The following is a 21,791-nucleotide window of genomic DNA, read 5'->3' on the forward strand; positions in this document are numbered from 1 at the left end:
CTCTCCTGTTTACATTGTACTCATTGGGTTAAAATCAAATTGAATCCGAAGGCTTCGAAAGCCTGAATTCATCTCTATATACTGTTCCATAAGATCTTTTGCTTCGATCAGGAATTTGTATTCTTCACTTTTAATATAGATAAGCTGCCGGTATCTGTCATTTACTTTTTCAATAAACGGAGCAGTCGGTCCGATGATCGCCAGTTTCTTCTGCCGGTTGAGCCGCTCTGTAAATTCTTTTAAATATCCTGCCGCTTTCTTCAGATGCTCTTCTTCACTTCCACTCATCCAGACTGCAAGAAGCTGATGCACCGGTGGATACCCCATCAGACTCCTGTAGTTGATCTCTTCTTCATAAAAACCATCATAATCCTGAGCTGCCGCTCTCTGGATACTGTAATGTTCCGGGCTATACGTCTGTATGACAACTTCACCCCCAGCGGATCCCCTGCCTGCTCTGCCGGCTGCCTGCGTCAACAGCTGGAACGTACGTTCTGCCGACTGATAGTCATTTGAATACAGTGACAGATCCGCTGCCAGCACACCTACCAGCGTCACCTCCGGGAAATCATGTCCTTTGACGATCATCTGTGTACCTATCAGAATATCTGCTTCATGGTTTGCAAATGCAGCCAGGATCTTCTCATGTCCGTCCTTTGATTTTGTTGTGTCCAGATCCATCCGAAGCACACCAGCCTGCGGAAACATCCTTTTTATCAGTTCCTCGATCTGCTGTGTGCCTGCTTTGAAGCCTCCGATATAACCGGAACCACATTCGGGACACCGGTTCATCTGTTTCGTCTCATAGCCACAGTAATGACAGACCAGTTTTCCTCCGCGGTGTGCCGACAGCGACACATCGCAATGAGGACATTTTACTACATATCCGCAGGACCTGCAAGAAACGAATCCCGCATAACCGCGCCGGTTCAAAAACAACATGATCTGCTGATGCTTCTGTAAACGGTCTTCGATCAGTTCTTTTAAACGGTCGCTGATAATGGAACGGTTTCCTTTTTTTAATTCTTCCCGCATATCCACGGTATATACGCTTGCCAGATTCTGTCCCTTCGCTCTTCTGGTAAGTTCCAGCAATGTGTATTCTCCCTGCTTCGCCTTAAAATAAGCATCCACGGAAGGAGTTGCTGAACCGAGCACGACACTCGCTCCTTCCATCGTCGCTCTTGCAACTGCTGTCTCTCTGGCATGGTACCTTGGCACCTGCTCACTTTTGTAAGCCGATTCCTGTTCTTCATCAATCACGATCAGTCCCAGATCAGAAAATGGTGTAAACAGTGCCGACCTTGGTCCGATCATCACATCGACTTCTCCACGTCTGATCCTCTCTAACTGATCAAAACGTTCTCCCGGTGACAATCTGGAATTGAGAATAGATACCCTGTCGCCAAATCTTCCATAAAATCGCATTACCGTCTGATAAGTAAGTGCAATCTCCGGAATCAGCACAATCGCCTGTTTTCCCATTTTTACGATCTGTTCGATCATTTCCATATAGACTTCTGTCTTACCACTTCCGGTAATTCCATAAAGGAGATATGTTTTTCGTTTTCCTGCCTGATAATCCTGCACGAAAGTACGGATCGCTCTCTCCTGCTCTTCGGTGTAAACGATCTGCTTTCCAGTCTTTTTCCGATAATCGACCGGATTACGCAGCATATCTTCATATTCAACAGTAAGAATCTTCTGTTCTTCCAGCGTGCGGATCACGGTACCTGTCACATTCAGTTTCTTCGTCAGCAGTTCGTATTCCTGTACCGGCTGATCCAGAAGTCCTGCCAGCAGTCTGGCTCTTGCTTTCTGGTTCTTATGCAGATAAACATCCAGCTGGCGCTTTCCGGCTTCTTCGTCTAAAAGCAGGTGCACCGTGCGCTTCTGTCGAATCTTCTCTTTCTTCTTTACAGGAAGAACCGTCTTCAGCGACTGGATCATCGTTCCGCCGTAATGCTCCTTCATCCATGCCGCCAATGCAACCAGTTTTCCCTCAATTGCCATACTTTCTTCCGCTTTTCCTGTAATCTCCTTGATCTTTGCCGGATCATAATCTGTCTTTTCCGAAAATGCGATAACATAGCCATGTGTTTCTTTGTTGCCTCTTCCAAACGGAACAACAACTTCTGTTCCAACCTCAAGCATCCCTTCTAACCGGGAAGGGATGCTATATTGAAATACTTTATCTAATTTTTCATGCGTGATGTCTATGATAATATCAGCGTACATCTTGCTCCTTTATTTTTGTTCTTCTAATACTTCACGGATCAGCACACGATCATCCATATCATATTTTACGCCTTTGATCTCCTGATATGTCTCATGTCCCTTTCCGGCAATGATGATGACATCTCCCGGCTGACCATGTTCGATTGCATAACGGATTGCTTCTTTTCTGTCACAGATTGCTATATATTTGCCGTCTGTTTTCTTCATACCTGTAATAATGTCATCGATAATATCCTGTGGCTCTTCAAAACGTGGATTATCCGATGTAATGATTGTGAAATCAGATAATTTACCGGAAACTTCTCCCATCTCGTAGCGTCTTGTCTTGGAACGGTTTCCACCGCAGCCAAATACGGTTACAAGACGTCCCGGATTGTAATCGCGCATCGTATTTAACAAACTTTCCAGACTCATTGCATTGTGCGCATAGTCAATCATCAGTGTAAAATCATCCGCAACTTTGATCATTTCTACACGTCCTTTGACTTTTGCAGCCTTTAATGCCTTCTTAATATCTTCCTCCGGTACTCTGAAATGTCTGCATACTGCAATTGCCGTAAGAGAATTGTATACGCTGAATTCTCCCGGAATGTCTACTTCCACATCCATGTCCAGAAGTCCGGTTACATGATAATGCATGCCAAGGTATCCTGGTCTTGAAACGTGTTTCACATCTACTGCTCTTAAATCTGCTTCCTCTGAAAATCCGAATGTCTCCACGCGGCATGTTGCATTTTTAAATACATCCTTGTACCACTTGTCATCTACATTTGCAATTCCAAGATTACACTGGGTAAATAAAATACCTTTACAACGTTTGTAATCTTCAAAATCTTTGTGCTCATTCGGTCCGATGTGGTCTTCTCCAAGGTTAGTGAATATACCAATCTCAAACTGGATTCCTGCGGTACGGTGAAGCATCAATCCCTGTGAAGAAACTTCCATTACAACACTGTCACAACCTGCCTCTACCATCTCTGCAAAATATTTGTGGATCGTAAAGGACTCCGGTGTTGTATTATTCGCCGGAATTGTCTTGTCTCCAATAACTGCCTCAATCGTTCCGATCAGTCCGACATTATGTCCGGCTGCTTCAAGAATAGACTTCACCATATATGTTGTCGTTGTCTTTCCTTTTGTACCGGTAATTCCGATCACATGCAGTTTTTCTGCCGGATATCCAAAATAAGCTGCTGACATCAGTGCCAGCGCATATCTGGTATCATCTACATGGATAACAGTCACTCCTTCCGGTGCTTCTACCGGCTTTTCTACGATCACTGCTTTTGCACCTTTACCGGCGACTTCTTCTACATAAGTATGTCCATCCGATACAGCTCCGCTAATACATACAAATACACTGCCTTCCGTCACTTTGCGCGAATCGTTGACAAGTTCTGTCACTTCGATCTCATCACTTCCCTGACGGACTTCATATTCCAAACGTTCCAATAAACTGGTTAATTTCATGCGTCGTGCCTCCTGCATCATTTCATTCATTTTTTTCGTAATCCTTATTATAAAACATTTTCCACTACAGTACAAGAACTGCTCCGGGATAATTTTCCTGTCCATCTTCCTGCAAATGTGTTATAATCTTTTGCAGAAACTATATACAAGAAAAGGGGAATCAACTTATGAAAGCTTATGAAAGACTATTAAAGTACGTTGTTGTCCGTACACCTAGTGATGAGAACAGTGACACTGTTCCGTCTTCCACATGTCAGTTTGACCTTGCAAGAATCCTGGAGACAGAGATGAAAGAACTTGGTCTTGTAGATGTTTATCTGGACGACCAATGTTATCTGTATGGAAAACTTCCGGCAACAGCTGGATATGAAGACAAACCGAAGATCGGTTTCATCGCTCATATGGATACCGTATCTGATTTCTGTGACCACGATATCACACCAGTTATCACAGAGAACTATGACGGACAGGATCTTAAACTTGGGGATAGCGGTCTTGTCTTAAGTGTGCAGAACTTTCCACATCTTACAAGCCTGAAAGGACGTACACTGATTACAACAGACGGTACAACCGTTCTCGGTGCCGACGATAAAGCCGGAATCGCCGAGATTCTTACAATGATCGAACATCTGAATGAAGAGAATATTCCTCACGGGCCGATCCGTGTTGCATTTACTCCGGATGAAGAGATTGGAACCGGCGCTTCTCATTTCGATGTAGAACGTTTTGATGCAGACTACGGTTACACACTGGACGGAGACACAGAAGGTGAAATCCAGTATGAAAACTTTAACGCATGCAAAGCTGATTTCGTAATCAAAGGATTCAACGTACATCCGGGATCTTCCAAAGATACAATGATCAATGCGAGTCTGGTAGCTATGGAGATCAACAATGCACTTCCTTCTATGGAGACACCAAGAGGAACTGAAGACTACGAAGGCTTCTATCACCTCGTAAGTATGAAAGGTGAAGTCGGAGAAGCAGAGCTTCATTATATTGTCAGAGATCATGACAAATTACTTTTTGAAGCTAAGAAGAAAACACTCCGCCTGATTGAAAAAGATCTGAATGAAAAATGGGGCGAAGGAACTGTTACTCTCACGATCACAGAGCAGTACCGCAACATGGCTGAGATTATTGAGACATGCATGCACCTGATCGACAATGCAAAACAGGCATGTGAGAATGCGGATGTGACACCGCTTGTAATGCCAATTCGTGGTGGTACAGACGGATGCCAGTTAAGCTTCAAAGGACTTCCTTGCCCGAACCTTGGTACCGGTGGACATGCATACCATGGACCGTACGAGCACATCACAGTCGAAGGTATGGATCAGACAGTTGACGTAGCTGTTGAAGTTGTAAAATTATACGCGAAATAAATCTATCTGTATTTATATTAAGGGCTATTGCACTAACGTGCGATGGTCCTTTTCTCTTATTCATTGTAATTGCTTTGTCGCCATAAATCGAGCAGATTAACTTCTGCTCGACTTCGTATAAACAAAAAGAACCATCTGTTACGACAGTTCTTTTTTTTAATTTATATAATATTTTCTACAGATCAATATCCGGCAATTCTTCCTTGAAGCCTTCTCCTACGACTTCATTGGATTCCATAATAATGGTAAATGCTTTCGGATCTAACTCATGTACAAGTTTCTTAATTGAATACATCTGCTTGTTGTTGCATGCACACATAACAACATCTTTATTTGCTTTGGAATAACTTCCCATACCTTTTAAGATTGTGGAACCTCTTCCTGAATATGCATCAATCTCTTTTGCAAGCTCTTCGCCACGTTCTGTTACGATCAGTGTCATCTTTCCTTCGTCAATACCATACATAATGCGGTCCATTACAGTTGCCATCAGATAAGTAACGATCACACCATAGATCAGTCCGTCTACGTCTTTGAATACGATGACTGTTCCGAGGATGATTGTTGTAATATCAAGTGCAAATGTGATCACGCCCAGTGTCATGTGCGGTTTTACCTGTTTAATAGAAACGCTGATGAAATCCTGTCCGCCTGTGGAAGAACCGCGCATGAAAATCATCGCATAACCGATTCCACAAAGCACACCCATACATAATGCTGCCAACAGTCTGCTGCCGTTATATACCGGAAGCAGCGGTGCTACATAGTCCATTAAAAGAGATGAAATGATCGTTGTTTTTACTGAAACAAAGAAAAACTTCTTTCCAAGGAATTTATAACATAAAATTGAAACCGGGATATTTAACAAAATTGTACCGGCTCCAACCGGAATACCAAACAGGTGATATAAGATAATCGCGATACCAGAAAATCCTGCTACCGGAAAATTCGCATTTAAAGCAAAATTGTAAATACCGATTGCAATGATCATACCCGCTACAATATCCACCAAAACATCAATTATCAATTCTTTCCAGTTCATTTTTTTCATTTTGATAACCTCCCATCTGAATTTATACCTTTCTTCCATACGTCAAAACGACAAAAAAACAGCTGCAAACTATAAAAATATAATTCGCAACTGCTCTTATGTTCCATATTATATCCCTGGATTTTAACTTTGTCAACACCCTGTTTTGAATATTTTCATTTCAGAGTTTCCTCTTCCATCCTCTGCAATCTTCGTGCCAGACAGGCAATTACTGATTGATCCGGTCTGTAACTTTAATATCTGCGAAAGATGTCATCTCCCAGTCATTTCCATTTTTCTCAAGCACATAGGTGCACTCCTGTGTCATAAGCTGCAGCGGTTTACCTGCCACCTGTACATAATAAGTCTCTCTTGTAGAAATCTTGCACTTATTCTTACCGCTGTATTTTACATCTGTCAGTTCATAAGAATCCAATTGTTCAGAAATTTTACGCTGAACATATTTCTCCTATTCTTTGTAAATCGGGCTTCCATTCTTCAGATATCCGGAAATCTTTGAAAAATCATTTGCATTCATTGCTTCTGCAAAATTCTTCAGATAACCTTCCACAACCGCCTCTGGTCCATCCTTATAAATATCTGCACTCTTGGCGCTTAACAATACATTCGGTGTATAGCTGTATTTGCAGGAGCCGCCATATTCCACACTCTTATATCCTGCTTCGATATCTGCTTTACTTTCCAGCTTCATGTCAGATTTGTCTTCAAACTCAACCATGTAAAGTTGTTTTTCCATTTCATAAACCTGATCGTAAATACTCTTCATGCCATTTACATCTGTAACACTATAATAAGCTCCACCAGTCTGTTCCGCAATATATCTTGCATCATTGTAATCATAACCTCCGATTCCGATAATAAAAATCGGTACATGATAACGGTTTGCTGTCCGGATCACGGTATCCGGGCTGCAATTACTGTGATTATCCTGTCCGTCAGTAAATGCGATCACGCATCTGGCTCCATTCTGTGCCGCAACACGTTCTACGGAAGTATATAAAGCATCGTACAAACTGGTCTCTTCTTCTGTCTGCAACTGGTTAATACAGTTCACAAGATCGCTGGCATCATCGGTAAATTTCCGTTCCAAGCGGACTCCTGTAGAGAATGATGTAAGTTCCACTTTGTCTCCGGCGTCAAACTGCACACTGTTTACAAAATCTGACATGATCTGTTTTGCTTCATCCAGCGGTCCACCATCCATACTTCCGCTGACATCTGCAACCATATCTACCTTCAGCGCTTCTTTTTCATTTAACTGTCCGGCAGAAGTAATTATCTGCTTCACATATTTTGCATTTGCATCTTTTTTCTTAATATAGAAAAGCGAATTACTGAGCTTCTTCGGTACTTCTCCGGTATTGCCATCTTTCACACTCAGATACAGACGAATCTTCGGAAATGCAGATGCATCCACCTGCTGAACTGTAACATCCAGCGGATTCTTCGGATCGATATACAGATAGATTGCCTGATCCATCTTTGCAAATGTTTTCTGGATAGATTTGTAATTTCTCGTCTTTTCTTTTGTCAGGCTCTGAATCTCTTTTAAAATCGTCTTATAACTGCTTACTTCTTTGGACGATGCCTCGGAAAGATCTACATTTTCATACATAGATACCTGATCAGAAATATATTGGTCATCTGCGCTTTTTAATGCTTCCAATGCTTTCACAGCATTCTTATAAGTTGTCTGTGTCTTTTTGCCTTCTTTTTTCTTAATTGCACTGCGACATTCTTTTAATGCACTTTCATATGCGCTGTAACTTTCAGAATCCAGATCATACTGTTTTTTCTCTTTCTCCATCTCTGACAGTTCTGACGCACAGTCCTGAAATGCATCCACACCTTTTTTAAGTTCTTTCAGTTCTTTAACAACAGCTCTTTTACCGCCAAAATCCAGTACACCAAGATTCTCCCATTCTGCTGCCAGCCTTGCTTCTTCCGACTGATAATCTTTAAGACCGGCTTTCTCAATCTTTGACACTGCACTGTTCTTCTGCCATGCAAGACCAACCGTTCCATATAATAAGCCGCCACCGATAATAAATACAACTGCTGCGATAACCGCTGCAATAATAACTGTCTGATTCTTCTTCGGTGATGCCGGTGTCTGTCCGGATGTTGTTCTTCCACCTGCTGGTGGTATCTGTCCGGATGCCTGTGTATTTCCCGGATTCTGTACGGTTTTCTCCGGCTGTACCGGTTCTACCGGTGCCCCACATTCCGGACAAAATCTGGCGCCCTTTTCCAGCTCCGAGCCACAATTTGCACAAAACATTGTTATTCCTCCTCCAATCTCATTCCTTCTGCGATTCCTTTCGCATCTGCTTCTGCCCATTCCTTTGCCAGCGTTCCATCTGCTGCCAGCTTACGCATCTTCGGTACGGTATGGAAACCATGCTCCACGATCATTCCCGGTACCGCAACATTCGATGCGCCCCTTAATACGCCGTAATAATCACCATTATTTCCACGACGGGCACAGACCGTTCCTTCTTTATCCACACTGTCATTATAGGCATCTGTCCAGTTCAGTATATCATCTTTTCCACTTACTGTGTGAAACTTTTCCTGTGTGCTGATTCCTAATTTTGCATTGGAAACTGCCAGACTGGTTCCGATTGCATTTGCCACACTAAGTGCCTGTTTACTTTCCATTGCAACAGTATTAACAATCACAATTGGCTTTGTAATGCCAATTGGCTGTCTGTTCGTATCCACACCGTTGGCATGTTCCAGATTAGCATTCGTATGGAGTGAAATAAAGAGATCCATGCCTTTTGCCGCCTCACCGCGCAGGCTGATCTTTCCGGAATCCAGTGCCAGATTCTCGTATCCGTTGATACAGATATTGCCGCTGGTACGTGTCAAATGTACAATCACCCCATATCGTTCTTCCAGTATCTTTTTCAGTTCTTTTGCCACCTGCAATGTAAAATTGCCTTCACAGTAAACAACTTTTCCGTTTTCATAGACTTCATTCTTTTTTGAATAATGCCCCGGATCAATACAGATCTGTATCTTTTTCTGTCTTTTTATTATTTTCTGCTGTTCTTTTGCTTTCTGTTTTTTTTCTTCTTCCTGCTTTTTTCGTTGCTCCATTGCTTCTTTTCTTTCCTGTGCCGCTTCTTTTTGCTTTTCTATTTTCTGTACTTCTTCATTCTCTCTTATTTTCATCTGTCTCATATAGCTTTTTGCTCCACATAGTCCGATCACAAGCAATAACATTCCCACTGCTGCAAAAATCTTTTTTCTCATCATTTTTCTTTTTCCCGCTTTTCTTCCATATTACTGCCGCGGATCACGGCTTCTTCTCCATATCTTCCACGTATTTCCTTTAAAGCCTGCTCCAGCTTTGCTTTCTTTTCACTGGCTTTCTTCCTTTTCTCCATCTCCGGCTGTACTTCAAATATGGTAAGCTGTTCTGGTGCAGACGCATCCGTCAACTTGGAACTTCGGATTCCCAGCAGACGAATGGGGTGTTTTTTCCACATTTCCCGGAATAATTCTGCTGCTGTCTCGTAAATTCTGGCATCCTCATTGGTTGCTCTCTCCAGCTGTGTCTGGTGGGAACTATTTTCAAAATTATAATACTTAATCTCCACACTGATCATTCCGGCTTTCTGCCCAGCTTTCCTGAGTCTCCTTCCTACGCTTCCTGCCAGTTTTCCCAACACTTCACACGCCTCTTCTTCTGTCTTTGCATCCTGCGGCAGTGTAATAGAGTTGCCGATTCCTTTTGCCTCCTGACGTACCGGTTCTACCGGCGAATTGTCCATACCATTGGCAAATTCCCATAGTTTTCGCCCGTGGCTTTTCAGATGTATCTCCAGTAGTTCCGGATTCATCTGTGCCAGATCTCCGATCGTGCGGATCTCCAGCTTCTGTAAATATTCCACACTCGATCTGCCCGCCATAAAAAGTTCTCTGATTGGAAGCGGCCACATTTTCTCCTTAATCTCATCCGGAAATAACGTATGTACTTTATCCGGTTTTTCAAAATCCGATGCCATCTTTGCCAGCAGTTTATTTTCCGATATTCCAACATTCACAGTAAATCCAAACTGTCTGCGGACTTCATTTTTAATCTCTAAAGCGCCTTCCATCGGTGATGAAAAACGCGGCGCGATTTCTGTAAAATCCATATAACACTCATCTACGCTGACCTGTTCGATCTGATCCGTATAACCGCGCAGAAATGTCATCAATTTTCTGCTGTAATCCGAATAGAGTCTGTGATCCGGCGGTGCAATCACAAGATTCGGACACTTACGAATGGCATCCACAACGGGTTCCCCTGTGCGGATGCCATACTTCTTAGCGGAAATAGATTTGGCAAGCACGACTCCATGTCTGGAAGCTCTGTCGCCTCCGATGATAGCCGGTATCTTACGCAGATCCGTCTCCGCTCCATTCTTCAATTGTTCCACTGCACTCCAGCTTAAATACGCAGAGTTCACATCTATATGGAAGATTATCCGTGGCATCTTATCGCTCCTTATAAGTCAGACTCTGGTACCACCTGCATATATTCCTGAATATGCGCAGCAAGTTTTTCATTCTCAACATCAATCACAATAGTCTCACCTGCCCGGATCTCACCTTCCAGCATCAGTTTTGCTGCCAGTGTCTCAACATGCTTCTGCAAATATCTCTTCAGCGGACGTGCTCCGTAGGTCGGATCGTAGCCACCTTCCACTACATAATTCTTTGCAGCTTCTGTCAGGGAAAGGGAAATCTCTTTGTCTGCCAGACGTCTGTTTACATCTTTTACAAGTAAGTCAATTATATGATAAATGTTATCTTTGTTCAATGGTTTGAATAAAATCGTCTCGTCCAGACGGTTCAAAAATTCCGGTCTGAAATGTGCACGCAGGTCATTCATAACCATTTCCTGTGCTTCTGGTTTGATCGTTCCATCTTCATTAATTCCATCCAGCAGATACTGGGAACCAATATTGGATGTCATGATCAGGATTGTATTCTTAAAATCTACAGTACGTCCCTGGGAATCCGTAATACGTCCATCATCCAACACCTGCAATAATACATTAAATACATCCGGGTGTGCTTTTTCAATCTCATCAAACAGTACAACTGAGTAAGGTTTTCTTCTGACAGCTTCGGTAAGCTGGCCACCTTCATCATATCCGACATATCCCGGAGGCGCTCCGATCAGTCTGGATACGGAATATTTCTCCATATACTCACTCATGTCGATACGCACCATGTTATTCTCATCATCAAACAGGCTCTCTGCAAGTGTCTTTGCAAGTTCTGTCTTACCGACTCCGGTAGGTCCAAGGAACAGGAACGAACCAATCGGTCTGGTTGGATCTTTAATTCCGGCTTTGGATCGGATGATTGCTTCGGTTACAAGTTCCACACCTTCATCCTGACCGATGACACGTTTATGCAGCTCATCTGCCAGATGCAGTGTCTTGCTTCTCTCGCTCTCATTTAATTTGGCAACCGGAATACCTGTCCACCGGGATACGATCTTCGCAATCTCATCATCGGTAACACTTTCATGTACCAGATCGCGGTCTTCATCTTTTACTTTAGCTTCTTCATCTTCCAACTGTTTCTTCAGTTGTGGCAGCTTACCATACTGCAGTTCTGCAGCCTTCTCCAAGTCATAAGAATGCTGTGCTTTCTCAATCTCTTTGTTGATCTGCTCAATCTCCTCACGGATCTTCTGCACACGTTCAACGCCGACTTTCTCATTGTCCCACTGTGCTTTACGACTTGCAAATTCTTCTCTGCGCTCTGCCAGTTCTTCCTGCAGATGTACAAGTCTGTCCTGGCTCAACCGATCGTCTTCCTTCTTAAGAGCTGCTTCTTCTATCTCAAGCTGCATGATCTTACGCTGTAATTCGTCCAGTTCTGCAGGCATGGAATCTAGTTCTGTCTTGATCATGGCACATGCTTCATCTACAAGGTCGATCGCTTTGTCCGGCAGAAAACGGTCGGAAATATAACGATCTGAGAGTGTTGCTGCTGCAACAAGTGCTCCATCTGTGATCTTCACTCCATGGAATACTTCATATCGTTCTTTCAGTCCACGCAGAATGGAAATTGCATCTTCTACTGTCGGCTCTTCTACCATAACCGGCTGGAAACGACGTTCCAGTGCCGCATCTTTTTCAATATACTGACGATACTCATCCAGTGTTGTTGCACCGATACAATGCAGTTCACCTCTGGCAAGCATTGGTTTTAACATATTTCCTGCATCCATTGCACCGTCCGTCTTACCGGCGCCGACAATCGTATGCAACTCATCAATAAACAGGATAATTCGTCCATCGCTGTTTTTCACTTCTTCCAGAACTGCTTTCAGACGTTCCTCAAATTCTCCACGATATTTAGCACCTGCTACAAGTGCTCCCATATCTAGTGAGAAAATTGTCTTGTCTTTCAGTCCTTCCGGTACATCACCACGGACAATTCTCTGTGCAAGTCCTTCCACAACTGCTGTCTTACCAACACCTGGTTCACCGATTAGGACCGGATTGTTCTTCGTCTTACGTGAAAGGATACGGACTACATTACGGATCTCAGAGTCACGTCCGATCACCGGATCCAGTTTCTGCTCTCTTGCCCGTTCTACCAGATCAGAACCATATTTATTCAACGTATCATAAGTATCTTCCGGGTTATCACTTGTTACCCTCTGATTGCCTCTCACAGTAGATAATGCTTGCAGGAATCCTTCCCGGCTAATACCCATCTCACGAAGCAGTGCCTTCATATCTTTACTTGCATATTTAATAATAGCGAGGAAGAGATGCTCAACAGAAACATATTCGTCTCCCATCGGTTTTGCCTCATCCTCTGCATGGATCAGAACATTATTCAGATCCTGTCCTACATACTGTCTTCCACCCTGTACTTTCGGGCGTTTTGTAATCGCCTCTTCCACGCGATTAATAATAAGGTTTTTATCGAGCCCCATCTTTTCCATCAATTTCGCGATCAGGCTGTCATCCTGTGCTAATAATGCATAAAGCAAATGCTCCTGTGCAATCTCCTGGTTGCCATAGTCAGATGCAATGCGTTCACAGTCTTGCACAGCCTGCAATGATTTCTGTGTAAATTTATTTATATTCATAAAGACAACCTCCTTTTTGCTCTTGTTCTACTTGCAATATAACAATACAACACTTTATTAGCACTGTCAAGAGGTGAGTGCTAATTTTGAATATTTTCATTTTCGTTCTCACTTACCACTGATCATTCAACAGAAAATCTGCCAGATATTACTTTTTTTCAGCCAAATTATTCTTCGTAAGTAAATATATAGGACTCATATCCGTTAATAATAACCGTATTCTTATATTTCGTAACTCTTGGTTTTCTTCCATAATTTAGATGCACATGGCCGTGAAGATGGTATTTCGGCGAATATTTTTCCAAAAGCTCCTTAAATACTTCAAATCCCTGATGTGCGGCTGATTCTTCATCATTGATCCCTTTCGTCGGTGCGTGAGTCAACAGAATATCGAATCCTTTTTTCTGTCTCATTTTCAACCACATTTTCTGCACTCTGCGCTTCATTGCTTTCTGTGTGTATTGATGGGATCCGCCATTGTACCAACAAGATCCGCCAAGTCCCAGAATCCTTATCCCTTTATATTCATAAATCTGGTTTTCAATACAAATACAGCCTTCTGGTTCTTTTCTTTCATATATCCCATCATGATTTCCATGAATATATAATAATGGGCAATGGGCCATTGTCACTAAAAAGCTAAGATATTCTGGTTTCAAGTCCCCGCAGGACAGTATAAGATCAATATCCTTTAATTTATCCGGCGTATAATAATCCCAGAGACTTCTGGATTCTTCATCTGCTATTACGAGTATTTTCATACGTTTTTCTACAACCCCTGCAATTTCAGAGGTTCTCCTACTCCTTCCTCTAATTCTGACCGTTCCGGTATGCTTCCTATTACGTTCTCATAGAGCCAATCCATCGTAACCAATTCTTCAACATCTAATATTTCTCCGGCAGTTCCATGAATTTCCCTATTTTGATCACATAATTCTCCTTCAAATGGATGAAAGCTTCCGTCTGCAATAAACTGGGCAAAGCTCTCTGCCATACGTTTTACTCCGCCCGGAACTCTTTCAGAACAGATTAATTCTATCACTCCTGCAGACAATCCCCACCAGTAGTTCAATGTCTTTTTATCACCATATGCAAGCGGTTTCCATGATCCCTCCAGAATATACTGCATGATCCGTTCATAAAAATTCCCCCAGTTTACAATACTGGTCGCGATTCTTGTGATTTCTCCTTTATCTTGAAAATATAATCCGTATGGACTTTCCGTTCCTTTTTTACTAATCATTTCTTTTGCTGAAATAATCTTCAAATCCTTCTTTTCTTCTTCAGATCTGGAGTTTTTTACTCCTGTCCAGATTAGTTTTACCTGGGCTCCCGGCTGCATCATCTGAACACCGATTGAAAATGCATTGACATTCGCAATAGTTCCATACATCGGATAATCCTCTTCATAGCCGATCACGCTGTCTCTATCTGCCGCTGCTCCCGCTATAAGTCCCAGTAAAAATTTAATTTCATAATTTCTTGTCAGATATGTTCTTACAGATTTGTATGGGAAATTCAAAGAACAATTAAAAATATAAATGTCCGGATGTTGCAAAGCGACCTGCACCGATGCCTGCATCAACGTTGCGGCTGTAGTAAAAATCACCGTATTTCCATCCTCGATCGCCGCCTCAAGCACTTCACTTCTTGCTGTCTGCGACTGGATATTCTCATACACACTGGTAATTACTCTTCCACAAAATGAATCCTCCAGCTGTTGTCTCCCTAGTTCATGCGCATAGTTCCATTCACAGGAATTTGCACTTCCTTCATAAATAAAAGCAACTTTCATCACTCTTTTCGCCGGTGTCAGAAACCTTGTCAAAATCGGGATCTTTTCCGCCTCCGGCTCCATCACGCGTTCCACCTCTGTTTTCAGCGCTTCCGGTTCAATTTCTTCACGGATTGTTTCCAGTTTTTCACGGATTTCCACAGACGTTTTTTCTTTCAATTCTTCATATGGAAAAATATCAAGGCACCGCAAAAAAGCAGTCCCTATATGTTCCGGCACAAAATCTCCGGCCATAGATTCATACATGATTTGAAAATGGATATATACACTTGACAGTCTTCGGATTTCTTTCTCTTTCCACTTGCTGTCCCAGTCTTTTCCCATTGCCTGCAGCAGACTTTCATAATCTCCCGGTTCCGGAAATATGATCATATTCAGACCGGTTCTTTTATAAAACTCTACGAATTCATAATATACTACATTCTCTTTTTTATTATCTTGTACCGGAAGAATTCTTGTAACATTTGCCAATATAGTCGGCATTTTCAAATATTTCATAATGCTGACTCTTTTATTACCTTCCTGTACGTAGAATCTGTTTCTGTATTCATATACGGTCACCGGATCTCTCAATCCTTCTTCCATCTGAGACTGGAAAAGATTGGTCCACTTTGCTGCAAATTCCGATGTCTCATCTAATAGGGGAAGAAAATCCGGACTGAACGCATTGCTCCTTGCGGCTTCTTTTGTTCCTACAACCAAAGATAATGGAATTTCCATCATTCCAAGATATTGATTTCCTGCAGTTTTCTCCCCTTCTAGAATTTCATCCAGTACGATCGGATATGGTGATTCTCCCTTTGCGCTCGCCCGTCTGGACTGACGCTGTGCGAGTTTTCTTGCCTGTTTATAATCATCCAACGGCATTTTTCTCAGCCCTCCTGTTTTTATATAGCACGCTACTTTAACTTTTGTGAATTTCCACGAAAAAAGGGGCAGGAATTCCCGCCCCTTTTTTTAATGCTATGCTTCCAGATTGATTCCATCCTCGTCAAATACATGTACTTCACTTCCACGGAATTTAAAAGATACTTCCTCTCCGATTGCAAGATCAGAAAGTGTTCTTCCATTGAGATCCATTGTCTGCACAATAATGATTGTATCTTTTCCAGCTGCTGTAACATGCAGATGAATCGCACTTCCCATCATCTCGGCTACATCAATCTTACCGGTAACTGCCTGTGCTCCAGGCTCTGACAGTGAAATGTGCTCCGGACGAATACCAAGTGTAACCTTCTGAGATTTTACACCTTTTGCTGCCAGATTTTTCTCTTTTTCTTCTGACAGTTCCACTCTGACTCCATCTACTTCTACCTGATATTTTCCTGCATTCTCGATCAGTTCTGCATCAAAGAAATTCATCTGTGGCATGCCGATAAATCCTGCTACAAAAATGTTCACCGGATGATCAAATACTTCCTGCGGTGTTCCGATCTGCTGAACGACACCATCTTTCATGATAACAATACGATCTCCAAGTGTCATAGCCTCTGTCTGATCGTGTGTTACATACATAAATGTAGTATCGATTCCCTGACGTAATTTGATAAGCTCTGCACGCATCTGATTACGTAATTTTGCATCCAGGTTGGATAATGGCTCATCCATTAAAAGAACTTTCGGTTCACGCACGATGGCACGTCCGATTGCAACACGCTGGCGCTGTCCACCGGATAAAGCTTTCGGTTTACGATCCAAATACGGTGTGATTCCAAGAATTTCGGCTGCCTGATCCACTTTCTGGTTAATTTCATTCTTCGGCATCTTTCTAAGCTTTAATGGAAATTCCAGATTCTCACGAACTGTCATATGTGGATACAAAGCATAACTTTGAAATACCATTGCGATATCTCTGTCTCTTGGTTCCACATCATTCATTTTCTTGCCATCAATTAAGAGTTCTCCATCTGAGATTTCCTCCAGTCCTGCCACCATACGCAGTGTTGTTGATTTACCACATCCGGAAGGGCCAACAAGAACAATGAACTCTTTATCCTTAATATCCAGATTGAAATCCTGAACAGCTACTACGCCTTCATCAGTTACTAGAAGATTGCTCTTCTTTTCAGATGAACCTTTCTTTCTTTTTTTCTCTGTGTTCGGGTAAACTTTTTTAATGTGCTTTAAAATTACCTCTGACATAAATTAAGACTTTAATGATACTGCCTCCGCAATGTATCATCTCGTGACCGGCGATTTCTTCCGCGCCACATTACGACAGGTCTCCACACTGTCGCACCGCAAGCCTGACGGATTTCCTCCTTTTCTTTCCCTGAAAATGCAACAATGAGTGGAGTGTTGCATCCGGGCGGATTTAAATATTTATTTTTTCGAAGTATAAACCAGAACTTTTATTTTCGCAATCTATTTTCAAAAATTTGACCATTCTTATTGATTTTGCACAATTTTGTAACCTAGTCTTAAGTATTTTTTTACAAACTTTTCATTTTCAACCGTTTTTTATTGTTTTTTCTTATCCATAATGCTATGATGAAGCCAACAAATGGAAACGTTTTCGGAAACAGTTCCGAACTATTGGGCTTTTCACAAAAACACCCATTTTACAAATTATTATTTTATTTAAGGAGGACCATATTATGAACAAGAAACGTTTGATGGCAGCCGGACTTGCAGTTATAATGACAGCATCTATGGTAACTGGATGTGGCAGTTCTGACAGCAAGAAAGAATCAAAAACTGATGCGAAAGGATCTGTATACTATCTGAACTTCAAACCAGAAGCAGATGACCAGTGGCAGGAGCTTGCCAAAGAGTACACAGATGAGACTGGAGTAAAAGTAGAAGTTGTTACCGCAGCTTCCAACCAGTATGAAACTACATTGAAGAGTGAGATGGGTAAATCAAAAGCCCCTACATTATTTCAGGTAAACGGACCGGTTGGTCTTGCTTCATGGAAGAAATATTGTTATGACCTTTCCGGTTCTGATGTTTACAAGCAGCTTACTTCTGATGATTTCGCATTAAAAGAAAACGATGCAGTATATGGTATCGGATATGCAATTGAATCTTACGGAATCATCTATAACAAGAAATTACTAAAAAAAGCCGGATATTCACAGGATGATATCAAAGGATTTGATGATCTGAAAAGAGTTGCTGAAGATATTACAAGCAGAAAAGATAAATTAGGATTCTCCGCATTTACATCTGCTGGTATGGATGGTTCTTCTGACTGGAGATTTAAGACACATCTTGCAAACCTTCCTATTTATTATGAATACCAGAAAGACAAAATTGACAACACAGATAAGATCAAAGGAACTTACCTTGATAACTACCGCAACATCTGGAATCTGTATATCAACAACGCAACATGCAGCCCGAAACAGTTAAGTACAAAAACAGCTGATGATGCAACTTCTGAATTCGTAACAGAGCAGGCAGTCTTCTATCAGAATGGTACATGGGCATACGCAGATATCGCTGATGTTGGAGATGAGAATCTCGGAATGCTGCCAATCTATGTTGGTGTAAAAGGCGAAGAAAATCAGGGACTGTGTACAGGTACAGAAAACTACTGGTGTGTAAACAAGAATGCTTCTAAAGATGACATTCAGGCTACTCTTGATTTCATGAACTGGTGTGTAACTTCTAAGACAGGTACAAAGGCAATGTGCGGAGCTGCAAACGCTATGCCTTCTGGTGCTGACGGTATGGGATTTGTAATTCCATTCAAAGGGAACCTTAAATCAGAGAATCCACTTGTTAACGTTGCTAATGATTATGTAAAAGAAGGAAAGACTCCTGTTTCTTGGAACTTCTCTACAATGCCTTCTGAACAGTGGAAGAACGATCTTGGTTCTGCACTTACAACTTACGCATCAAAACAGACAGATGCGAACTGGGCAAAAGTTAAATCTGCATTCGTAGATGGATGGGCAAAAGAAGCAAAAGCAAGCAAGTAATTTATAACAAAACAACTTATTATTGCAGGGGAGCACACTGCTCCCCTGTTTTCATACAAAGAGGGATAATATGGAAAAATCTATTAAACGTTATTGGCCAGTTTTTATACTTCCTACCATGGCAGCTTTCATGATCGGATTTGTCGTTCCATTTCTGGAAGGTATCTATCTTTCCTTTTGTGATTTCACGACCATCAAAGATGCCTCTTTTGTAGGACTTGAAAATTATGCAAAAGCTATTTCTGATAAGACATTTACACATGCCTTCTCTTTCACAACTGTTTTTGCAATTGTTACTTTAGTATTGATCAACGTGCTGGCATTTGCGGTTGCACTTGCACTTACCCAGAAGATCAAAGGAACGAATATTTTCCGTACCGTATTTTTTATGCCGAACCTGATCGGTGGTATCGTACTTGGTTACGTATGGCAGCTGATTTTTGACGGTATTCTTGGAAAGTTTGATCTTGCACTGAAACTGAATGCAAAATTTGGTTTCTGGGGTCTGGTCATTCTGATCTGCTGGCAGCAGATTGGTTATATGATGATCGTCTATATCGCAGGTCTTCAGGCAATCCCAGGTTCCTTGAATGAAGCAGCGATGATCGACGGTGCCAACGCAAGACAGCGTCTTTTCAAGATCACCATCCCGATGATGATGCCTTCCATCACCATCTGTACATTCTTAACGATCACAAACTCATTCAAACTGTTTGACCAGAACCTTTCACTGACATCCGGTGAACCAATGCATCAGACAGAAATGATGGCATTGAACATTTATGATACGTTCTACGGTCATGTAGGATTTGAGGGAGTCGGTCAGGCAAAAGCCGTGATCTTCTTCATAATTGTAGTAGCAATTGGTTTGATTCAGCTTCGCGCAACCAGAGATAAGGAGGTTCAGCAATAATGAAAAATAAAAAAAGCGGTATTTTCGCCACTCTCTTTTTCACTGTAATCTCTATTCTTTTCGTGGCACCGATTTTTGTTGTTTTGATGAATTCATTTAAGAGAAAAGCTTTTATCAGTCTTTCCCCATTTTCAATGCCGGACGAAAAGAGTTATGCAGGTCTTGAAAACTATGTTACAAGTATTACAAAATATGAATTTGTAAAAGCAGTTGGCTGGACATTATTTATCACCGTCCTCTCTGTAATTGTAATTTTAGTATGTTGCTCTATGTGTGCCTGGTACATTACACGAGTAAAGAATAAACTGACAAAACTGATTTATCTTTTATGTGTATTTTCTATGGTTATCCCATTCCAGATGGTTATGTTTACCCTCTCCGGAACAGCTGATTCTCTTCACCTGAATACACCTTGGGGAATCGTAATCGTATATCTCGGTTTTGGTGCCGGACTTGCAGTCTTTATGTTCTGCGGTTTTGTAAAATCAATTCCGATTGAAATTGAAGAAGCTGCCATGATCGATGGATGCAATCCGATCAAAACATTTTTCTCAGTCGTACTTCCTATTATGAAGCCAACTTATATCTCTGTCGGTATTCTGGAAGCGATGTGGATCTGGAATGACTTCCTTCTTCCTTACCTTGTACTGGATATCAAGAAATTTAAAACAATTTCTATCGTTGTACAGTATATGAAAGGAAGTTATGGACGTGTAGATATGGGAGCAATTATGGCTTGCCTGATCATGGCGATCATCCCTGTTATCGTATTCTACTTAAGCTGTCAGAAATATATCATCAAAGGAGTTGCGGCAGGTGCTGTAAAGGGATAAAATATACTCCGTACATATTTTTTAACTGCTGTTAACAGAAAGGATTTTTAATTATGACGATTAAGGACATTGCAAGGTTATCCGGATATGGTATCGGTACTGTATCACGGGTTATAAATAATCATCCGGATGTCAGTGACAAAGCACGGCAACGGATCATGGAGGTTATCGAAGAGACAAATTTCCAGCCCAATTCCAATGCAAAGCACTTGAAAATGAGAGCTGTTTCTTCTATCGCCATTATTATTAAAGGAAATCAGAATATTCTGTTTAACGCAATTCTTGAACAGATCCAGCAACGCCTTTTGGCAAATGATGAAGAGGCAGTTGTCAGCTATCTGGATGAAGATGCGAATGAAGTCAGTTATGCTATGAGTCTTTGCCGGGAAAAAAATCCAAAAGGAATATTTTTTCTCGGTGGAGATCTGGAATATTTTGAAAAAGATTTCAAATACATCCCTGTCCCTTGTGTTCTGCTGACAAACAGCGGAAAGGATCTGAAATTTACGAATTTATCCTCTCTGACAACAGACGATGCTGCAGCTTCTGAGGCAGTAATCGACTATCTGGTAGATCAGGGCCATACACATATTGGAATCCTTGGTGGTAATCTTTCCGACACACAAGTCAGCTATAAACGTCTGACAGGCTGTATTGCCGGATTCAAAAAGCACCATCTTGATTTCCAGCAGGATCTGCAATATGAACCTTGCCATTATTCTGTCGAAGAAAGTTATGAAGCTGCTCTCCGACTGTTAAAGCGAAACTCGTCATTGACTGCAATCTTTGCTTTTGGTGATATCATTGCATTTGGTGCAATGCGGGCCAGTTTCGATCTTGGCAAAAGAATTCCGGAAGATATTTCTCTTGTGGGATATGATGGCATTGACCTCTCCCGTTTTTTTGTCCCAAGACTTACAACCGTCCGTCAGGATACCGCTCAGATGGCCAAGCAAGGCGTTGATTTGATGTTACAGCGGATCCATTATCCTTATAAAGCAGTTCACAAGGTCATTCCTTATGAACTGATCAAATCAGAAAGTGTAAAAAAAATAAATTAGAA

16 protein-coding genes are annotated in these 21,791 nt (G+C 41.7%); 5 read left to right on the forward strand and 11 right to left on the reverse strand.

The window, feature by feature from the left end; genetic code table 11:
- Nucleotides 1-9 precede the first annotated feature (9 nt).
- Both priA and DWY31_RS09445 read right to left on the reverse strand, forming a co-directional pair.
- Nucleotides 10-2,238, reverse strand: coding sequence for a replication restart helicase PriA (gene priA, locus DWY31_RS09440; protein ID WP_118520237.1), 2,229 nt, complete (start codon nt 2,236-2,238; stop codon nt 10-12).
- A gap of 9 nt (nt 2,239-2,247) precedes the next feature.
- Nucleotides 2,248-3,708 (reverse strand): UDP-N-acetylmuramoyl-L-alanyl-D-glutamate--2,6-diaminopimelate ligase, encoded by a 1,461-nt coding sequence (locus DWY31_RS09445; protein ID WP_021859612.1) that lies wholly within the window; start codon nt 3,706-3,708, stop codon nt 2,248-2,250.
- A 167-nt stretch (nt 3,709-3,875) separates the two neighbouring features.
- Here DWY31_RS09445 and pepT point away from each other — a divergent pair, with 167 nt between their 5' ends.
- Nucleotides 3,876-5,093 carry a peptidase T gene (gene pepT / locus DWY31_RS09450; protein WP_021859611.1) on the forward strand — a complete coding sequence of 406 codons (1,218 nt, stop codon included), beginning with the start codon at nt 3,876-3,878 and terminating at the stop codon, nt 5,091-5,093.
- 175 nt (nt 5,094-5,268) lie between these two features.
- On the opposite strand, the gene DWY31_RS09455 is transcribed toward pepT, so the two are convergent.
- From DWY31_RS09455 to DWY31_RS09495, 9 genes are all read right to left on the reverse strand, one after another.
- Entirely contained in the window at nt 5,269-6,144 is an 876-nt protein-coding gene (locus DWY31_RS09455; RefSeq protein ID WP_118520239.1) for a YitT family protein, read from the reverse strand.
- A 208-nt stretch (nt 6,145-6,352) separates the two neighbouring features.
- On the reverse strand, nt 6,353-6,559 hold the full coding sequence (locus DWY31_RS09460; RefSeq protein ID WP_118520241.1) for a hypothetical protein: 207 nt from the start codon (nt 6,557-6,559) through the stop codon (nt 6,353-6,355).
- Nucleotides 6,560-6,592: 33 nt separating this feature from the next.
- The gene (locus DWY31_RS09465) at nt 6,593-8,425 is read right to left on the reverse strand and encodes a VWA domain-containing protein (RefSeq protein WP_158575507.1); all 1,833 of its coding nucleotides are present in this window, start codon (nt 8,423-8,425) and stop codon (nt 6,593-6,595) included.
- A 2-nt stretch (nt 8,426-8,427) separates the two neighbouring features.
- Nucleotides 8,428-9,408 (reverse strand): N-acetylmuramoyl-L-alanine amidase family protein, encoded by a 981-nt coding sequence (locus tag DWY31_RS09470; RefSeq protein WP_118520245.1) that lies wholly within the window; start codon nt 9,406-9,408, stop codon nt 8,428-8,430.
- Nucleotides 9,405-10,634 carry a DNA polymerase Y family protein gene (locus DWY31_RS09475; protein WP_118520247.1) on the reverse strand — a complete coding sequence of 410 codons (1,230 nt, stop codon included), beginning with the start codon at nt 10,632-10,634 and terminating at the stop codon, nt 9,405-9,407. Before DWY31_RS09475 ends, DWY31_RS09470 begins: the two co-directional genes overlap by 4 nt.
- A gap of 11 nt (nt 10,635-10,645) precedes the next feature.
- Nucleotides 10,646-13,261 (reverse strand): ATP-dependent chaperone ClpB, encoded by a 2,616-nt coding sequence (gene clpB / locus DWY31_RS09480; RefSeq protein WP_118520249.1) that lies wholly within the window; start codon nt 13,259-13,261, stop codon nt 10,646-10,648.
- Between the two features lie 167 nt (nt 13,262-13,428).
- Entirely contained in the window at nt 13,429-14,022 is a 594-nt protein-coding gene (locus DWY31_RS09485; protein ID WP_118520251.1) for a metallophosphoesterase family protein, read from the reverse strand.
- An 8-nt stretch (nt 14,023-14,030) separates the two neighbouring features.
- A complete protein-coding gene (locus tag DWY31_RS09490) occupies nt 14,031-15,923 on the reverse strand; it encodes a BMP family ABC transporter substrate-binding protein (RefSeq protein WP_118520253.1) in 1,893 nt (630 codons plus the stop codon).
- 96 nt (nt 15,924-16,019) lie between these two features.
- On the reverse strand, nt 16,020-17,198 hold the full coding sequence (locus DWY31_RS09495; RefSeq protein WP_021859902.1) for an ABC transporter ATP-binding protein: 1,179 nt from the start codon (nt 17,196-17,198) through the stop codon (nt 16,020-16,022).
- Nucleotides 17,199-17,653: 455 nt separating this feature from the next.
- Here DWY31_RS09495 and DWY31_RS09500 point away from each other — a divergent pair, with 455 nt between their 5' ends.
- The 4 genes from DWY31_RS09500 (at nt 17,654) to DWY31_RS09515 (ending at nt 21,789) form a co-directional block, all read left to right on the forward strand.
- Nucleotides 17,654-18,982, forward strand: coding sequence for an ABC transporter substrate-binding protein (locus DWY31_RS09500; RefSeq protein WP_021859901.1), 1,329 nt, complete (start codon nt 17,654-17,656; stop codon nt 18,980-18,982).
- A 70-nt stretch (nt 18,983-19,052) separates the two neighbouring features.
- On the forward strand, nt 19,053-19,895 hold the full coding sequence (locus tag DWY31_RS09505) for a carbohydrate ABC transporter permease (protein ID WP_021859900.1): 843 nt from the start codon (nt 19,053-19,055) through the stop codon (nt 19,893-19,895).
- The gene (locus DWY31_RS09510) at nt 19,895-20,728 is read left to right on the forward strand and encodes a carbohydrate ABC transporter permease (protein ID WP_021859899.1); all 834 of its coding nucleotides are present in this window, start codon (nt 19,895-19,897) and stop codon (nt 20,726-20,728) included. The genes DWY31_RS09505 and DWY31_RS09510 overlap by 1 nt, the downstream gene beginning before the upstream one ends.
- Nucleotides 20,729-20,781: 53 nt before the next feature.
- Nucleotides 20,782-21,789 carry a LacI family DNA-binding transcriptional regulator gene (locus tag DWY31_RS09515; protein WP_021859898.1) on the forward strand — a complete coding sequence of 336 codons (1,008 nt, stop codon included), beginning with the start codon at nt 20,782-20,784 and terminating at the stop codon, nt 21,787-21,789.
- Nucleotides 21,790-21,791: the final 2 nt, after the last annotated feature.

This window comes from Dorea sp. AF24-7LB, from assembly GCF_003478575.1.
Taxonomy (GTDB): Bacteria; Bacillota; Clostridia; order Lachnospirales; family Lachnospiraceae; genus Dorea_D; species Dorea_D hominis.

Excerpts from the sequence above, each read along its gene's own strand:
- priA (WP_118520237.1), bottom strand. The coding sequence starts at position 2,238 with ATGTACGCTGATATTATCATAGACATCACGCATGAAAAATTAGATAAA.
- DWY31_RS09445 (WP_021859612.1), bottom strand. The coding sequence starts at position 3,708 with ATGAAATTAACCAGTTTATTGGAACGTTTGGAATATGAAGTCCGTCAG.
- pepT (WP_021859611.1), top strand. The coding sequence starts at position 3,876 with ATGAAAGCTTATGAAAGACTATTAAAGTACGTTGTTGTCCGTACACCT.
- DWY31_RS09455 (WP_118520239.1), bottom strand. The coding sequence starts at position 6,144 with ATGAAAAAAATGAACTGGAAAGAATTGATAATTGATGTTTTGGTGGAT.
- DWY31_RS09465 (WP_158575507.1), bottom strand. The coding sequence starts at position 8,425 with ATGTTTTGTGCAAATTGTGGCTCGGAGCTGGAAAAGGGCGCCAGATTT.
- DWY31_RS09470 (WP_118520245.1), bottom strand. The coding sequence starts at position 9,408 with ATGATGAGAAAAAAGATTTTTGCAGCAGTGGGAATGTTATTGCTTGTG.
- DWY31_RS09475 (WP_118520247.1), bottom strand. The coding sequence starts at position 10,634 with ATGCCACGGATAATCTTCCATATAGATGTGAACTCTGCGTATTTAAGC.
- clpB (WP_118520249.1), bottom strand. The coding sequence starts at position 13,261 with ATGAATATAAATAAATTTACACAGAAATCATTGCAGGCTGTGCAAGAC.
- DWY31_RS09485 (WP_118520251.1), bottom strand. The coding sequence starts at position 14,022 with ATGAAAATACTCGTAATAGCAGATGAAGAATCCAGAAGTCTCTGGGAT.
- DWY31_RS09490 (WP_118520253.1), bottom strand. The coding sequence starts at position 15,923 with ATGCCGTTGGATGATTATAAACAGGCAAGAAAACTCGCACAGCGTCAG.
- DWY31_RS09495 (WP_021859902.1), bottom strand. The coding sequence starts at position 17,198 with ATGTCAGAGGTAATTTTAAAGCACATTAAAAAAGTTTACCCGAACACA.
- DWY31_RS09500 (WP_021859901.1), top strand. The coding sequence starts at position 17,654 with ATGAACAAGAAACGTTTGATGGCAGCCGGACTTGCAGTTATAATGACA.
- DWY31_RS09505 (WP_021859900.1), top strand. The coding sequence starts at position 19,053 with ATGGAAAAATCTATTAAACGTTATTGGCCAGTTTTTATACTTCCTACC.
- DWY31_RS09510 (WP_021859899.1), top strand. The coding sequence starts at position 19,895 with ATGAAAAATAAAAAAAGCGGTATTTTCGCCACTCTCTTTTTCACTGTA.
- DWY31_RS09515 (WP_021859898.1), top strand. The coding sequence starts at position 20,782 with ATGACGATTAAGGACATTGCAAGGTTATCCGGATATGGTATCGGTACT.